This window comes from Anaerobiospirillum sp. NML120448 (assembly GCF_023050945.1).
Taxonomy (GTDB): Bacteria; Pseudomonadota; Gammaproteobacteria; order Enterobacterales; family Succinivibrionaceae; genus Anaerobiospirillum.
On sequence record NZ_JALKIM010000077.1, the window covers coordinates 1 to 17,642 of the forward strand.

Below are 17,642 nucleotides of genomic sequence, written 5' to 3' on the forward strand. Positions count from 1 at the left end.
AGTCAATTTCGATCGATTGAATTTAGTATTTGACGGCATACTATGTCTCCTGTATTATAGGCGGTCGCAGCATAAAAGCTGCTCCCGCCATGTTTTTCTATGAAGACAAGTATACCCCATCATTTAATGAAGATACGTTGGTATTTACGTAAACTGCCATAATTAAGCCCCTATATATGTTTTGATGAGCGTCGATTAATACAGCTGCTAACACATATAAGGCTCTTAAAAACTAAGAGCCCTATAGTAAGTAAATTATTAGCAGTTGGTAAATTTCAGTAAAAATTAATTAGCCAAGCATAGAGAGGGCTAATTGTGGACGGCTGTTAGCCTGCATAAGCATAGAGGTGGCAGCCTGTTGGATAATTGATTGCTGGCTTAAAGCAGCAGACTCCTCAGCAAAATCAGCATCACGAATACGTGAACGTGCATCAGCCTGGTTAGCTGCAACGTTAGATTGGTTGCGGATAGAGGATTCAAGTCGGTTTTGGATGGCACCTAAGCCTGAACGCTGGCTATCAACATGGCCAATCATCTTATCCATAAGGCTAATTACTTCTTTTGCGCCAGAAGCGGTGCTAAGTTGAATACCTTTAGCAGCTGACCAAGCCTTCTTATTACCAGTATCAGCAGCACATAAAATGTGAGAGAATCTGAAGTTACCAACATCAAAGGAAATCTCATCACCATTATTAGCACCAACTTGTAAGGTGAGCTTGCCAGCTTTATTTGATGGATTTTGACCTGCTGTATTAAATATAGCGCCTTTGGTAACACCTACTAAAACAGTCTTGCCACCAAACTTAGTTTGGTTAGCAATACGAGTAATTTCAGCAACTAATGAGTCACCTTCAGTCTTAAGAGCCTTACGGTCATCGGAGGTATTTGTTCCGTTAGCGGCCTGTACAGCTAAAGTACGGATCTTTTGGAGCATTGATGAGGTCTCGTCTAGAGCGCCTTCAATGGTCTGAGCTAAGGCAATACCGTCATTAGTATTGCGGTTACCCTGATTTAATCCATTAATTTGGGTGGTTAAACGGTCGGCAATTTGTAAGCCAGCTGCATCATCTTTTGCGGAATTAATGCGCATTCCAGAGCTTAGGCGCTGGTAGGTGGTAGTCAGCTGATTTTGTACATTATTTAGGTATCTTCTACCATTTAATGAAGATACGTTGGTATTTACGTAAACTGCCATAATAATTACCTCTATAAGCATGTGTATTGTTTACTGCATATATTTCTTTAACGGGAGATGAATTTAAATATTTAACTACTACTCCTAAAAGGGCTTAAATAAGCCACAAACAAGGTATTTATAGATATGAAAATATAGCAAATAACCTCGAAGTTAAGGTTTAAATTGTAGAAAAATAGATATTAATAAAGTGGCTAACTTTGCTTCTCTAGAGTGTCATTGCCATTGTCGTTGCCACATATCCATTGGCATTGCTATTGTGGTGGATAGGCCATGGTAATAGTTGCTGTTGGGAAGCTCTTTTGATTGATTGATTGATTGATTGATTGATATAGGTTCTTGGCTTAGCTGGTGGCTTTAAGCCTGGATGAGGGCATTTAGGGCATTTAGGGCATTTAGGGCCATGAGAGCTGTAAAGGCTAGGCTAGGCTAGGTTAGGCTAGGATGGTCTGGGATGAGCTTGATAATAAATTTTATCAGGTAGGGGTTGGCAAACGGTTGTAGGGGGTTGTGATGTGGTGGGAAAAGGCTTGTATTAGTCTTTTGCTTTAAGGGTGGTGCATCACAGATTAGCTACTAGTTTTATCATGTCAAAAATCATCTAGGCAAGACAATTGCAAAAGGACAATCACCTAAGTCTAGGTCTTACCAACATGTTGGTTTTAGTAAGATAACTAACAGAAAAGAAATATTTTGTGGGATCGTGCTCGCAAGGTATTTAATGCTTTGCAATTAAAATAGTTAAATCGTATATGCTTAGCTCATTTTAAAGGCAATATGCGTTAAATACGGATGAGAACATCATAGATAGGCTTAATTGTTCTAAGGTTTGACCTTTTATTATTTTGTGGCAGGCTTGTAATAGCGATAGTGTAGGAGCTTATTTTTAATGCAATGGGTATATTTGGCGATCCTCATTTTGGTGAATATCGTCTTCTTTTTCATTATGAAAATAGCGGGAGTAGGTTTAGCTGCACATATTATTACCCAGATTATTATCTTGGTAGGTTTTGGCATCTTCTTCTCCTTAGTTCACAAATATAAGACCACACGTTTTGCTATTCCTAGCCCACAAGAGTTAGTGGGTTTTAGAAAGCTTTATAACAAGACTGACTTTTACGCTTTAACATCACGTGGTAAAAAAGGCGGTATGGACTTTTCATCAGCCTTTACCAGCTCTGATGTGCACCCTGTGCAATGCTTTGACCACATTAGTGCTATTTTGATGTACTCAAACCGTTCAGCAACCTTTACTCCAGCGCAAATTTGTATGATTTCTGCTAGCTGGGCTACTACCATGCTCAAAGGATGTCAGGTAAATAATTACCCTCACATTAATGATCGCTATAAAAATGACATGAACCGTAATTTATGTGTAGGAGCAAGCTATAACGGTATTTATCGCGCTTTACAACACGATTACAAGCCAACTGATGATGTTCAGTGGCTAATTGATAATCCTAATGTTGAAGCTTATGTGCTGAATACTTTAGATTATTTTAGACATAATCCAGCTTTATTCTTACGCTCTACAGATCAAACTTTAGGAACCTTAGAAAAGTTACAAAAGTACTTAAAGCAGAAGTTGCACAACAGTTAACAGATTAACTTACAATCAAACAAGCGATTATTTGCTATTATCCTTAAAGCCCTCTAAAGTTTTTGCTCTAGGGGGCTTTATTATTGGTATAAACTATATGGGTAAAGGCCAAAGTTTTTTAAAAGAAAGTAGGCATAGTGCTACTCTTTTGCGCCACTGCCATAAAGGGCAATGGCAATGGCAAAAGTAATGGCAGATAGCATATACGTTGGTAAGCTGAGATTTTTGGGTAAGGAAAGAAGCTATGGACAAGGCTCAAGATAAAGCATATTACTTATCTCCTCTGTTATTTAGCAAGGATAACTACCAGCTCATTGCCCATTATCTTAAGTTTAACCAAGAACAGGCAGCCGCTAGTAGTGAATCTAATATTACTGATAATTGTGGGCATCGACTTGGTGGCGATGAGCAAGGCCCATTAGCAAATATGGATGGCAATAGAACTCAGGCTCAGGCTCAAAGGCTTGCAGATACTAGTGCGCCTGAGGATTGGATTGGGGTGGAGCTTGGTAGCCTTGATTATGAGTTTTATTTACCTGCCTTAGGTGAATTTAATAGTGAGGCTCCTAAGCTTAGAGCTTTGGTAGGAGCAAGTGAGCATTTTAAGCAGCATTTTCAATTGCTAGAGCAGGGTGATACTAAAGTAGCTAAAGAGCATGGTTTTTGGGGCTCTAGTTATGGTGATTATGATAGTAGCACGGCACTTAGCTCCTATTACACTAGCCATGTAAGTGTAAAGCTTGGTAAAAGAAAAGCCTTAAAGGGGCAGGATTGGGTATATAGCCTTATTGATGAGCGCTATGAGTGCCCTTTATCGGCTTATTTTAATAATGATAGCAGTGTTTTAGTGAGCTTTAATGGTTTTTCAGTTGAGTGCGATCTTGATTTGCTAGCCAAGAATTTAGATGACCTAACCTTGCTTATGCATGGGATGCTAAGGGATTCTTGGGAGGATAAGGGCTACCCATATGGTTCCTCTCCAGGGGAGAGTAATATCACTTATAGTTCAGCAGAGGGTGCTTTTGGCTTAAGTACAGGTGCACAGCTTAAAGCTCAGCTTATAGGCGATGCTAAGAGCGATGGTAACAAGCAAGGTAAGAGAGCGACTGCTAGTCATGTAAGTATTGTGGCAGCTAAGCGCATCAAATGGCAGATTGTTTGTGATAAGGTTAATTACCTTAACCGTCAGGGATGTACTATGGATATTTATGCCAATAGTGCTCTGATGGGTAATTCATTTTATGCCTCTCTTTGGCATGAGGTTAAGCTCGTTGGCTTAGTTGGTTTAGAAAAAGGACTGAGTAAAAGAGCTCAGACTGATAGTAAAATTGCGTCCCAAGTTTCTAATTTAGATGTTTTTCTACCTGAGCCTTTAAGCCTTACCATTAAGGATAATCAGTTGTTATCTGACACTGACCTTTGTGGTTTTAGGGGGCAGTTAGAAGATTGTTTATTGATCGATGCTGTAAGTGTGTTTGATAAAAACTATGATCCTTTACCTGGACACTATGCGCTTAATAAAGCTAACAATAGATTAAAAGAAAGCTTTAACCAAAAAGCAAAATTTTTAGCCTATCTCAACATTGAATACCAAAACAACATTCCTGTTTTAAGCATGCCTCAGGAGAGTTACTGGGGCTCCTATGACGCTTTTAAGTTATATGCCTATTTAGGTCGTTTTCTTAATGCTAATGATGTAGTACTAAAAGATGTCATGGTAGGAAATCAATATCTTCCATTAGTGATTGGCTCTCCTAGTGGACAAGTACTATTAGTGTCCTTATGTTCTGCCTCTTTGGAAACTTTGCTAGATAAGAACGATAAAGAGCACAACTTCCTATCCTATGTTAATCAGGTAAAAACTGCGGCCCGTAATTTATTACATTATTGGTCTCGTACCATCTTGCCTCAAGAAAACAACAAGTTAATTAGAGCTATACCAAGACTTATTTACCAAGGTATTATTTTTGATAATTGTCCTGCTGAAGATTTGGTTAACACTTTAGAGGAGCGTATGACCTCTACTGTTGAGCAAATGCAGACTTTAAGAGAGCAACTAGTTGAGCTTAATAAGCAAATTGACAACTATCTGTTAATTTATCCTGATTTTGACTTTGCTCAGCAATTTGAAATTTATCAAGCTTATTTAAATGAAAAGCAATTACCTGCTCATTTGGATAAAGACATTTTTGCGCTAGTGCAGTTATCTTCTTTTAAAGATTACTGTGACCAGACTTTGCATAGTCACGAGTTAGACTATCAATTCTTTATGCAAATCCATAGAGTGCTCACTCATATGGAAGAGGACAATCTGTGCTTAAGTGATGTTGACCCATATAGCTTAGCTGAGTTCTTAAAAGCAGAGCGGCAACAGCCACTTTATGAAATTTCTTTAAGTGCAGCCCCTGCACCCCAATCCTCAATTAACAAGAGCGATGATGTGGGGTATTTTGAGGCTTCTTTATTTTCTCAACATAAGGCCTCTTACCAAGAGGATGAGCTAAAGATAAATTCGACTTTTGCCAACTTAACGGATGGTAATAAGCTTAGTGCATATTACGAACAAGGGTTTGGTGCTAAATTTGAGTTTCGTCCTGAGAGTAGTAATGAGTATTATGAGCGTTTATGGGATAGTCTTGGCTATGGATATTTACATAAGCGCTATAGCGCTGCTATGGGACAAGCTTGTGCTTGGGACAGTGAGGCAAAAGATAGTATTAAGCAATTGAGTGTACACTTGGCTAATCTTTGTTCTGACCAAATAGCAGCTTGGCAGCATAGTCTTGAGATCTTAGCCTCATATGAAAGTATGCCTTACGATGATATAGAGCTGGTAGGTAGCGATCTTGCTACTTACAGTAATGACCAATATCAATGTTCAAAGCATAACGAAGACTTGAGCTGTGCAGCTGAGCTAGGCCCACGCATAGGCCCAGGCCCAGACCTGGGACCAGACCAGGGGCCTGATCTAGGCCTAGACCGTGGTTGTAGGTATGGCTATGAGCAGGGGCAAAGCTTAGGCGAGAGCTGGGGGCGTTTAGGAGATGATACAACTAAATGGCTACCTTTAGCCCCTTTTAAGTGTGATTTTAGACAGTCAGGCTTTGCTCAAGATAGCTCTGATGAGCAGTACTTGTTTAATATGCTGGGCCTCAACTTAAGGCTAAAGATTGATCAAGGACTAGTAAGCTCGTTACTGGCTATGCTGTACAACCTAAAACACGATTGCTTTCCTAAAGAGGGTGAGCTTAAATTATTAGTCTTGCAAAAGCATTATGAGCAACAAGCTTTAGATGGTGCTCGTGATATTATGAGAGCCCATTATCCTAAGGTTTTAGAGCATATTAATTTGCTTAGTAAGTATGAGGCCAAAGCTCGTGCCTGGGCCAGTTTTCAAGCGCAAGGTTTATTAAACAGGGCACGTGGAGCTTTAGCTTTTGCCAATGGGCAATACTTTGTTAAGCATGCTCAGGAGCAAGCCGAGCACATAGCCTCTTTAGATAGACATAATGCCATGCTAGCTAAGCTTAGCGCTGAGCAACTAAAGCGTTTGGGTGAGAGTGAGGTTGAGAGCTATTTAATGAAGCATAGTCTTTCTTATGCCTTAAATGCTCAAGAGCGTTTTGATAACCATAACGAACTAAATGAACAGCTTATAAAAGCAGCTAATTTTACTCAAGAGCTTTCCTATGCAGATGGTACATGGGATAACAGCGTTGATTTTGTTGGTCAAGATGCCCTTAATGATAGGTACTTCTTTAGCAAAGTTTATAAGTACTTTGAGCAAGCAAGTTATGATCACATATGGGAAATGGAGAGCGATTTTGTTAAAAGACAAGCAGTCTATCAAAAGTCGATTGCTCAATCTCGTAGCAAAGATAAAGTGGTATCTTTAGACCAATCATTCAAGCGCCATCAAGAACGTCAGCGCCGTACTAAGAGTTAAGCTTACCAACTTAAGCTCTTAGCTAGGGCCAGAGCCCATACAGGGGCCATGACTAGGGCTAGCTCCCTTACAATGGCTCTGCCAAGGGCTCTAGCTTGCGCCAATGCCAGTGCCATGGCTATTGCAAAAGTTGTCGCTCCTTTGTAAGTTTACTTATGAGCTCTGCTTTTTGATAGTGATTGCACATACTGCTACTACTACTACAACGCCCATACAGGGCATTTACAAGCCTTTGAAGTCATCTGTAAGGCTGTGTAAAGCCTCGATAAGGCCATGGCCTTAAATGGGCATGGTTATAAGCCCAGGCTAGGGCTAGGGCTATGACCATAGCTCTGGCCAGGATCTTGAGGGGGCCATGATATGAGCCGTTGAAAGTTAAAAGCCATGATAGGTCAGGTAGGGGCATGAGCTGGACTGAGTCTGGGCCTGGTTCTGGGCTGTAAGTTTGACAGTGTAAAGGCTTGGTAGGAGAGGGCTTAGTTGGTGGTAACAGTTCCTGTGCTAAGCTTTATAGTATTGAGCTTTAACAATTTGGGATGAGCTTTGATGGTGTGTTAGTATTGGTGCTTTTGGCAAGGCGTAATCGTCATATATACTATTTTGTTGAAATTCTTGCTATTAGACCATAGGGTCATGCGCTTAAGCACTTAGGTTTTTACAGCTAGTGTTTAAGGGGCAAGTGTTGATAGTCTTATATTATAGTTTTGCTATCGAGCCCTTTTTAGTTTTTAGGGCGGTAGGGAAAAATCTTTAGTTTAAGGAAAGTTTTGCTATGTCTTTACAAAAAGCTACTGAACTAAAAGAAGAAAACATTACAGCGACTAAATTAAAGAAAAAAGCTGGTAGTAAAGCTAATCCTAAAGTTAAAGCCCGCAAGCAAGATAGCTCCATGGAAAATGCAGATAAAGGAGTTAAGACCAAGCGCACTAGCCGTAAGGAGAGTGCAAAAGCTACTACCCTTGCTGTAGACCCTACTAGCCAAGCTATCCAAGGCGATTTGTTGGCTAATTTAACAGGGGACGACCTGTCATTGGCTAATACTAAGACCTCAAAAGCCACTAAGAGTGCGTCTTTGTCCGCCAAAAATGACAGCAGTAAAGATACCCATAAGGATGAAACTACCAAAGTCCCATCCCCTATAGCTGTGGCTGCTAGCGCCAGCGCTAGCGCTAGCGTCAGTGCTGGTGCTAAAGCTAAAGCCAATGCAAAAGATAAAGCACCAGCAAAAGCTAATGCTCGTGCTAATGCTAATGCCAATGCTAGTGCAGAAGCTGAGACAAAGACTGAGGCAAGGTCTGAGGCCGCTGCTATGGTAGGGGCTGAGGCTGTTGGTGTTAAGGCACAGCAGCGTAAGAGCAAGAATACTAAAGCTGCACCAGAGGCTAAGCTTAAAGTAAGTGCTAGCCATAAGAAAGATGAGATCAATGATGAGTCCTTATTGGATAAGGATTTAGCTCATTCCAGCGCTCAAGCTAAAGAGGTGGTTAAGACTAAGAGACCTGCCTCTAAGAGCTCTAAAGATCGTCAGCAGGCTAAGAACAAGCAAGATGTGGGCTTAGCCTCAACAGCAGTAGCACAAACAGTAGAGCCAATGACTGCCTCTAACAGTACAGATACTAGTGCTGCTAGCAGTGTGCTTACTAGCGCAGCTAGTAGCGCTGTTGGTTGTGCTGGTGCTGATGCTGATGCTGGTGCTGTTAAGGGCAAGGGCCTGGATAAGGGTAAGGCGGGGATGGCTGCTGTTGGTGGTCAAAGTGTGCTTGATGAGCAGGGGATGGGGCGATTACAAGATGCGCTGCATTTACAAGAAGATCAAGAGCACGCAAAAGAGAGTAAGGCTCATACTCTGCCTAAATCACGTAAACGTGTTATTGGTGAGATTGTATCCCGTAAAGATAGTAATGAAGTGCCTGTTAATGCTCAAATTGGCTTGATTGTTAATCGTGTTAATAGCTACTCTAGCAAAGAGTTTCATGTTAATTTGCAAATTAGCAAGCAATTGCCATGGCTTGAGCGTTCATTGAATATGGTGACTTTTAGTCCTGAGCAAAGGGCTATTGTTACTAGTGAGGAGCGCTTTTTAGTAGTAGATAGTGTAGTGGGTGCTAAAAGCGTAGCGCTTGTTGTAGAGCGTGCCGTCTATCTTTACACTAAGCTAAAGCAGCAGGAGAAGCACAAGAGAGTAAAAGTCCTAATTTGTCATGGCTTATCCTCGCTTGAGGGCAGTTATTTACAGGCCTTGCAAGAGCATATGGCTGTGCTTGAGTTAAGTGACTTTGTCATTTGTGATCTCAATAATTTACCATGCAATCCTAAGGAATTTGACATTGTCTTAATTGATGATGCTCAGGTTATGTTGCAGTGGAAACTCTATGCTCTTACTACTAATTACCAATTTGCTTATTGCACTATTTTTGTCGATGGTAGCAAGTTAGAAGCTTTTGCTTTACGTCGCTGCCAACAGCCTTATGAAGACCTTTTAGCTCAAGGCTATTTACCTATTTACTCTGATTTAGAGTTACAAGTACTCTCTTATGCTAAAGCACGAGCTAATTATCCTTTTTATCAATATCAATTAGCTCATAAAAAGGCAGCCAAGTCTCTAAAACAGATTGGTCAGGAGTATTTAGCTCCTGATAGCACAGTCATGATTGATGAGGCCTTAGCCTATTTAGAGTGTTTTTATCCTAAAGCACAAATAGATGAAATTATTAATAATCTCTATTATGTTTTAGAACAAAAAAATATTTTGAGCCAAGAAAAGGCCAAAGAACAAAGACCTGCTCTTGCTGGTGACCTTAATTCTTTAGAGCAAGTAAAGCAGTGGCTTGATCCTAAGAGCCAAGAGCGCATCTTGCAAGAGAGTTATGAGCGCTCAGTTAATTGGGGAATGTATCCTTTAGGGGTATGGCATGAGCGCTATCATGGTCAGGGGCATACTCTTTTTAGTTCCAATTTAGACAGTGGCCTAAAAGCTCTATCTTTAGTCTATCCTCAGCAATGGCGCTTAGAGAGCCTCAATTTACAGTTTAATTATCTAAGCTCACAATTTGCCTTGGATAAGGACACCTTATCAGGCATTATTCCGCTTCTATCAAGCCCAAGCTCAAGCCCAAGCTTAAGCTCAAACTCAAGCCCAATGGATGAAGCGCCACTTGCTTATGAGCAGCAGTATCTTCAATCTCCAATAAGCGTGCAAGATATAGACGCAGCGATGGGCAATGTTAAAGGTTATGGTGATGATATGGGGCTGAACCATAGCTCTTATGCCGTGCAGGATATGGGCTCTAATAATAAGACTGGGGATGATAGTACAACTGTTTTAGGTAAAAGAGGCCCACGTCCTTTTAGCTACGTTGAGCTATTGCTCAAAATGGGCTTTAAGCGTAGGGAGGTAGATAACTATAATTTTGACCAAGGTGAGTTTTTTGACTTGCCAAAGCTGTGTGCGCTCAGTTTGCAAATGGATATTCCTGTTTTTAAATCCTTTGCTTTGGGCTATGGTTCAATGCAAGTCTACCTTAATCGTCGTTTTGGTTTTGAGCTTAATAAGCATGAAGCCAATGGCTATCGTAGCTTTAAGGCTAATCGTATATTTTCTTCTTTTGTTCAAAAATTTGAGGACTTGTGGCTAACTGAGTATGAAAAACTCAAGGTAGAGCGTGAAATGCGTGCGCAATCTTTAATGTCATTGCGTTTATTATCGCTCAACTATCAAACTTCACCTTTAGTGCTCAGCTCTTGTTATAAGTTTACTTCCTTATGGACTAAACAGCATGATATTAGTTCACGCCTAGCTCCTAATCATGAAGAAAGCCAATTTCAAGTTATAGATCAAAACTTGCGCATTGACATGCTCTGCTATGCCCAAGCCCTTAAAAATCAGGCTCAATCACAGCAGACATCACCTATTAATAACGCTATTAATAGCTCTAGCAAGGTCGACAGTGCAGTTACCAGCCAAGATATATATCAAGATGCTATTGCTCAGGCTTTATCTTTTAACGCTTTAAGTTCTTTTGATAGCTATAAATTACAAGCCCTATGTTTATTAAGCATGGGCAAAATTAGCACCAATAGCTTAAGCCAAATCTTTTCCCGTACCCTTAAAGCATGCAACAGCGCCAGCCAGGCCAGCACTGCTGTCCCTGGAGCTACTGTAGACTCTGCTAGCACAGCCTGCACAGTTAGCGCTGCTCAAATAGGGGCAAGCACTGTTAAAAGTGATGATATTACCGCCACAGACACAGAAACAGGCACTGGCAACAGCACTGTTTCAGGCGCAGGCGCAGACGCTGACGCTATCACAGGTGTTGATAGCAATAAGCTGCTAGCTACTTTAGAGCAGCAGCTCATGTCCTATTTCTTGCAACGAGGTATTAGCTTAGGCGAGTTAAGTACTTTACTTACTTGGGAACAATTGCATCAAACAGTATTGGCTCAACAAGTAATTCTTGGACAAAGCCTACACTGGGAGCCACAGCTTGGTACCCAAAAAATTATTATGGGCAACTCTTTAGAGCAAGTGGATAAGCTTTTAAATGTAGTGCCTGTACCTGTACCTGAAATGACTGCTAGCAAGGCTCAAGTAGCAACTGTTACAAAAACAGGAGCAATAGCAGGTGCTAGCGCTAGCGCTGGTGCTAGTGATAGCTTTGGTGGTAGTTTTGTCTCGAGAGCCTGCGCTCAGCTTAAGCTTAATAGTCCTGAACTGTTAAAGAAGGTTGAGCGTGCCTTAGCGGAGCTAATGGCTTGTCGCTTAGGCAAAGTATGGCATAGTGCTCATTATGTGCAATTGCAGCCCTCAGTACTGACACGCCCTCAAGATAGTGATCTTGCTAGGGGTTCTTTAAGTTTGATCCAATATGCTCCTGCCTTGCAACAGGTGCTATCACAGGAGTCAAGCTTTAAGTTAGAGGCTAATGTAACTACTAGCGCCACTAGCACTTGTGATGCTGCATCCCAATTAGTAAGTGAGGTTAATAGGGAGTTTAGTGTCTCACAGATTGAGCTTAATAATTTAGATTGGTCATTTAGCATGGTCTCTGGCTACTATGCTTATCAAGCTTTAGATGCTTTTGATGAGAATATGCAGCAACACTATAGCTTTGCTGCCAATTATGGCCATATCTTTAATTCAGCCGTTATCCACAAAATTAAAGGCCAGAACTTAACTCATAAATTAAGTGACCACGATGTTACCAAGGAAACATACCCAGAAGAGCAAAATCTTGTTTTAGGAGGTTCATGGCTAGAACAGCAGCCTAATACTAATGGTAGTACTAATACCTCAAATGCGGCTATGGCTACGGCTTTAGACTTAGCCTCAGCCACGGCCATGCCTATGGCCTTAGTATCTGCTAGGGGCGCTGCTGTAGTTTTAGCCTCGGATAGTAGCTCAGATGCGGCAGCATCTGATGAAGTAGCATCTGTGGCTGAGGCTGCGCTAAAGTACTTTTTACATACTTATGGCTCTCAATGGGGCTATGAGCTGGGAGCTTATGAGCAAGATTGGCACTTAAGTGCTAAAGATATTAAGCAACTCTCAAATCAAGAGCGCTATTTGCTAACTCTTAGTTCTTATGTCCTAAATCAAGAACAGGGACTTAAGGGGCAAAGTAAGGATGCTAGTACTAAGGTTGATATTTATCCTTTTGCTTTAAAAGGGGCTAGTGATGCTCTTATTAAACAGTTTAAATTAGTGCAGGCTGATTATGATTTTGCGCCTTGGTACTATGCATCTTGGCAGGTAGTAGAGGATTGGGGGCAGAGGCTTGCTAGCAACCGAGTATTATATGAAATTGTAAATAGCAAACCTGGCTATCATTTTGGTCATTTTAGCGACCAAATTAGAGCTAATCTTGGCCATGATAAGCTTGAAAAATTGTGCTTTGCTCTTGATGGTGCCGCCTATGAATTGGGATTTACTAATACCATTGAGCCTCAGGCTTATGGTTACAATTATTTCCTAGCACCTTTTATTAATGATTGGGTGGAGAGGGGCTATAGTCTTGAACAACTACAAGATCTGGTAAGTAATGCGCTTTTAAATAACACCTCATGGCAAAACCATGATGTTAGTGCGCTGCGTGCAACATACAATAATCAGGGTGATATTAACTATAAATATCAGCTCTCCTTAGCTTGTAGCCATTATGAGGTTAATCTGTGGGCTAACCATCAGCCTTTGGCAGCTTTTAACTACCAAAAGGAGTTAAGCGCTAATAAAGAAGTATTATCAAAGGCCCTGACAAGTAATATTGTTTGTACCGTCCCTGCCCAGATTAAGGAAAAACTTCCTGACCATGATCTTATAACATATGTACGTCCTTATCACGTAGGTATGGATAATGTTAATAGCGCCTTGCGCAGCTGCGGCATGAAACGCTTGGCCATAAGTACAGGCCTAGGATCAGGCCCATTACCAGGCCCGAATGTAAGCTTAAATATGGGGCAGTTATCAGGCCATAAAGCTAGCACTACTAAAGCTCGTGTCGGCCTCTCTTATCCTGTTAAGGTTAAGACTAAACAAGTTGTAAGAGCAAAAAGGGTAGAGCCACAACTACAACCAGAGCTAGCTAGCGATAGCTTGCTTGATAATGGTTTTGCCCAGGACTTAGACTCAAGTTTATTTCCTAATAGCGTACAGCACAGCGATAGCGGCACTGCTATGCCGCAATTGCCTCCATTACCATCTGCTGTATCAGGTGATACCTCTTTAGGTGATGTGCCACAACTAAATGAGGTACAAGATGGCGACGACTGGGATTTTGAGTTTGAACAGGCAGAGAGCAATAATCTTGCATCAAAAGTTAATAGTAAGCAGTCATTAGATGATGAATTTAATGCCATTATCAACTTATCTGCTCAGCAGTCTAATAATTTAGATAATGCTGCTTTAGTAGAACAAGCTTTTGAATTTGACCAAGATTTAGAACAAGAGCTTGACCAAGACCAAAACTCCTTGGAGCAAAGTGCAGCCGCTACCCAATCATTAGACCCAGTGCCAGCCAGCCAATTAACTTCACTTGAAGTTCCAAACCTCGTGCAGGCTCAGGAATTTGATGGTGAGGAATATCAAGCTAATAAGCTTGCAGCTCAGGTGTCAACTGCTCTTAAGCCACATCAAGAGCCAACCCAGGGAGCATTGTCTTTAGAGGATGCTCATGCTCAAGCTGATGGCCAGCCACATAGCCATGGGCATGCCCAAGGCCAAGGCCAAGGCAAAGACACAGGTCAGGGCTATGGCCATGGCCTGGAACAAGCTCCAATTGAAGGTGTAAGTTCTTTTGGGTTTATGGAGGGTGATTATGCTGATGATGACATGGATGGTGTGGCCTTTGATAAGGAAAAAGCCATAACTGAGGCTCGTGCAAAAGCTCAACAAATTGTTTTAAGCAAAGATAAAGTTGATGTTAATAACATTAGCCTGGAAGATGCTGCTCAAAGCAATAACTTATTTGCTATGCCATCAGGCTATGACCTGTCTTCTGTATTATTTGACGATGAGTTTTTTGAAAACGAAGTACAGCCACCTAAGCCTACTATTAATCAATTGGCTAAGCGCTATTGGCGCAATTTCAAGCTCAATGTGTTGCCAGGTCAGCCCCATAATGGTCAAGATAACCATAATGGCCAGGTAACAAGTAACACTTTGCAAAGTAGTGCTCATGGAGTAGCCCCATGCTCGGGCTCAGCCGCAGAATTGGGCTCTGGTACTGGTGCTTTTGGAGCATCTGCTGAAAATAGCCATAACCATAGTATGGGCACTGGTCAGCTCTTCAATGGGCAGGTAAAGGCTAAGGTAGCTACTAGGGATGATAGCAAGGGCTGCGCAAGCGCTAGTGCTGGTGCCAGAGCTGGTGCAGGCGCTGGCGCTGCTGGTGCTAGTGCTGGTGAGACTTTTAGAGCAAGTTCTGTGGGTACAGACACTACCACAAGAGTTGCTAGGGGTGAGACTAGGGAGCTTAAGGACAATAGTATTGATTATGTCCATGCCTATGAACTTAATAACGATTTGGGTGATTTTGTTTATTCTAAGAGCACGAACAAAGCTAGTTTAAAGGCTAAAGATAGCGCCCTTTATGAAGGTGATATTAGAACTCTTAGCACCAATCAAGCGCTACAGTTAGAACTTGATGCCAAAGGCTTAGAGCATGACCAGGAAGCTAGTAGCAATGGGTCTAAGATCTTTACTCATGAGTTGGCTTTTGGGGAGGCTAATAATAATTTAGACTCGCAAGCTCATAAGCAAGAGCGCTTAAAAGAGGTTTATAGTAAGCAAAATGAAGCTTTGCAATTACTTTGTGCCATTGCTCCACATGGTATGGGCTCTATCGATGTAGTTAAGGTGTCATCGTATAACAACTATATTGAGGGTATGGGAGCTTATTTGCAGCATATTGAAAGCTTTATCCCTAATTTAGATCAGCGCTATAACATCTTTAGGTTAAAAGACTATTCTCAGGATCAATATACTGCGACTAAGGCGGTACTTAAGAAAGATTGTCCTAGTAATTTGATTATGTCATCACGTAATCATATTTTATCGTGGACTGATTTTATCTTACGTCACTTATCTGATCCCATTAAAACCTCATGTGCTACTAGCTCTTTAGAGTCATTGGTTTGGAGGGCTCTCAATGCCCAATTTAAGCGTCAAGCTACCTTCTCTTTTATCGAGCGTAATTATTATGAGCTTATGAAGGCAGTAAAGTACTCCCATGCCCAAACCAATTATCGAGCTGTGATTAGTTATTGTCAGGAGCAATTATTTAGTCCTTTGGAGCATGCTGCTATCAATTTCATCACTAATTTGCTGTTAGTGGTAGCAAAATCAGATAGTGCTGATATTTCAAATGTACAGCAAAGTACTAGCTCTATTAATAAGCGTAAGCAGACTGTTTATGGCTATGAGCGCTATTTTTCCCAAGAAAGTGCCCAACATAGCCTACAGACTAAGCTAAACTCGGAGCAAGCTGAGCTTAACCTTAGAAAATTACATTTAACTCCAGAGCAACAAGCCCAGTTATCAAGCTTCCAAGCCCCACAGGCTCAAAAGATGCTCCATTGTGCACTACCTAGTGGCCATACCCTGGCACAAGATAGTGCCAGCGATGGTGCTAAGCACCATCTTAACAGCAGTGCAGATACTCTTGCAGGCATCAGTGCTAACACCAGTGCTAATACCAATGCAGGTGCTAGTGCCAATACTGGGACTAGCACCAGTGTCAGTGCCAGTTCCAGCGCAAGAGCAGGGGCCAGCGCTAGGGCAAGTGCTGGGGGTGAGTTGGTTAAAGGGGATGGTGATAGATCAACTGAGGATGCGACTACTGCTTTAGCTGCAGAGCAAAGTTGGGATTGTGCTGGCAATGGGCAGTTAGAGGGCGGGGCTGAACATGGCTTTGGCTGTCGCAGAGGCTATGCTTATGAGCTCGATTGCGAAAAGCTAGAGCGCTTATTGCCTAAAGAGCAGCAGCGCTATCTTATCTTGAAAGTACTACAAGTTAGTGCTTATCTTAATAAAGCTCACCAGCGCCTACAAGTTGGTTTGTTTGATTATCAAAAGGTGCTAACTATCCAAGATAGAGTAGTTATAGCAGCTTTGTCTGATGATTTTGTAGTAGAGGTTTTAAAGCTATTACAAGATTTAATGGTAGAGCAAAGTCCTTTATTAGAGTTAAGTTCCTCTTATGAGCTGATAGCTTTAGTTGCTGACATTACTCATTGTTGTCCTTTAGAGTCATTAAGTAACCTAAAGATACAGGCCAATAAGAATAATGAGCTAAATTCTGTTAATGTCGAAAGGGTTCATAATAAGAGCTATTTAGGGGTAAATCAGGTAGCCGCCTTAACTAAAGGCTGTCAGGAGCTAATTGGCTTCCTTGAACAGCAGGAACTGGAGGAGGTAATACTTTTAGAGCGCTATTATGCCAAGATGCGTCTTTATGCACCTAGTGCTCATGAGAGGGTACTAAAGCTGCTCAGTGCGGCCTATTTAGTACATTTCAACCGTGATTTTGAAGTCCTACTCAATAATTTATTAGCTGCTTTTGTTAGCCCTAATATCGGTCTTGAATCAGAGCAATCATCTTATGATTGGGACACTGAGGAGATCTTAGACCAAGACAGTGCAAGCAATAGTGATATTTGGGCTGAGGCAATTGATGACAGTAGCAACAATGATCTTTGTGAGCCAGACGAACAGGACGAAACTGGTGAGCAAAGTGAGGAGAGTGAAGAGGGCTTTTTATTTGATGATAATTTTGAAGAGGGACAAAAGGTAACGGATAAGTTTTTACGTAGGCTTAAAGATCCTTGTGACTATCATGCTCAATGGCAAGATTTACAAGAGTACGATTTTAAAGAGCGTGCTTTTAGCAAGGATTTAAAGGCCATAATGGAATTTATTATTAGCAAAATTGAGCCTCAGATGGCTTATAGCTATTCGAACAATATGATTTCTTACTTTAATCGTACTCGCTTTAAGTTACAACAAGATGAGCTGAACTTAGCTTCCATTTTGGCTTTTAGAGGCTCTATGTGTGATCGTATGGCTTTATTGGTACCGCCTAGTGAAACTCTTTCTCCTAGTGAGTTGTTAGATGCGCTTGGTTGTGCCCGTAATGAAATAAAAGTCATAAATGGCGACGATAAGCTTACCGCAACGCTAGCCCATAGTTCATTGCAAGCTTTGCAATTGCGCAATGAGCTAATTCGTCGTCTTTGTAAGCCCCAAGCCTAATTTTAGCTAAGCAAATTAAGCTTACCTGGAGGTTAAATTGAAAACCATAGCCCGGCATTATTGATAGGTATCGATTGGTGCTTAAAGAAAAACCTAAAAATTTAGTGTGAAAATTTGGATCGTTTTGATCCATTTTTTTGCCAAAATGTTGTATCTA

4 protein-coding genes are annotated in these 17,642 nt (G+C 41.3%); 3 read left to right on the forward strand and 1 reads right to left on the reverse strand.

Annotated features, from left to right (window positions below):
* Positions 1–289 precede the first annotated feature (289 nt).
* On the reverse strand, positions 290–1,195 hold the full coding sequence (locus MXE38_RS10380; protein WP_246914496.1) for a flagellin: 906 nt from the start codon (positions 1,193–1,195) through the stop codon (positions 290–292).
* A gap of 946 nt (positions 1,196–2,141) precedes the next feature.
* Between MXE38_RS10380 and MXE38_RS10385 the strand changes: the two genes are divergently transcribed.
* The 3 genes from MXE38_RS10385 to MXE38_RS10395 all read left to right on the forward strand — a co-directional run bounded on the left by MXE38_RS10385 (position 2,142) and on the right by MXE38_RS10395 (position 17,485).
* On the forward strand, positions 2,142–2,795 hold the full coding sequence (locus tag MXE38_RS10385; RefSeq protein ID WP_246914497.1) for a hypothetical protein: 654 nt from the start codon (positions 2,142–2,144) through the stop codon (positions 2,793–2,795).
* A 244-nt stretch (positions 2,796–3,039) separates the two neighbouring features.
* Positions 3,040–6,741, forward strand: coding sequence for a hypothetical protein (locus tag MXE38_RS10390; RefSeq protein WP_246914498.1), 3,702 nt, complete (start codon positions 3,040–3,042; stop codon positions 6,739–6,741).
* A 772-nt stretch (positions 6,742–7,513) separates the two neighbouring features.
* On the forward strand, positions 7,514–17,485 hold the full coding sequence (locus MXE38_RS10395) for a hypothetical protein (protein WP_246914500.1): 9,972 nt from the start codon (positions 7,514–7,516) through the stop codon (positions 17,483–17,485).
* Positions 17,486–17,642 lie beyond the last annotated feature (157 nt).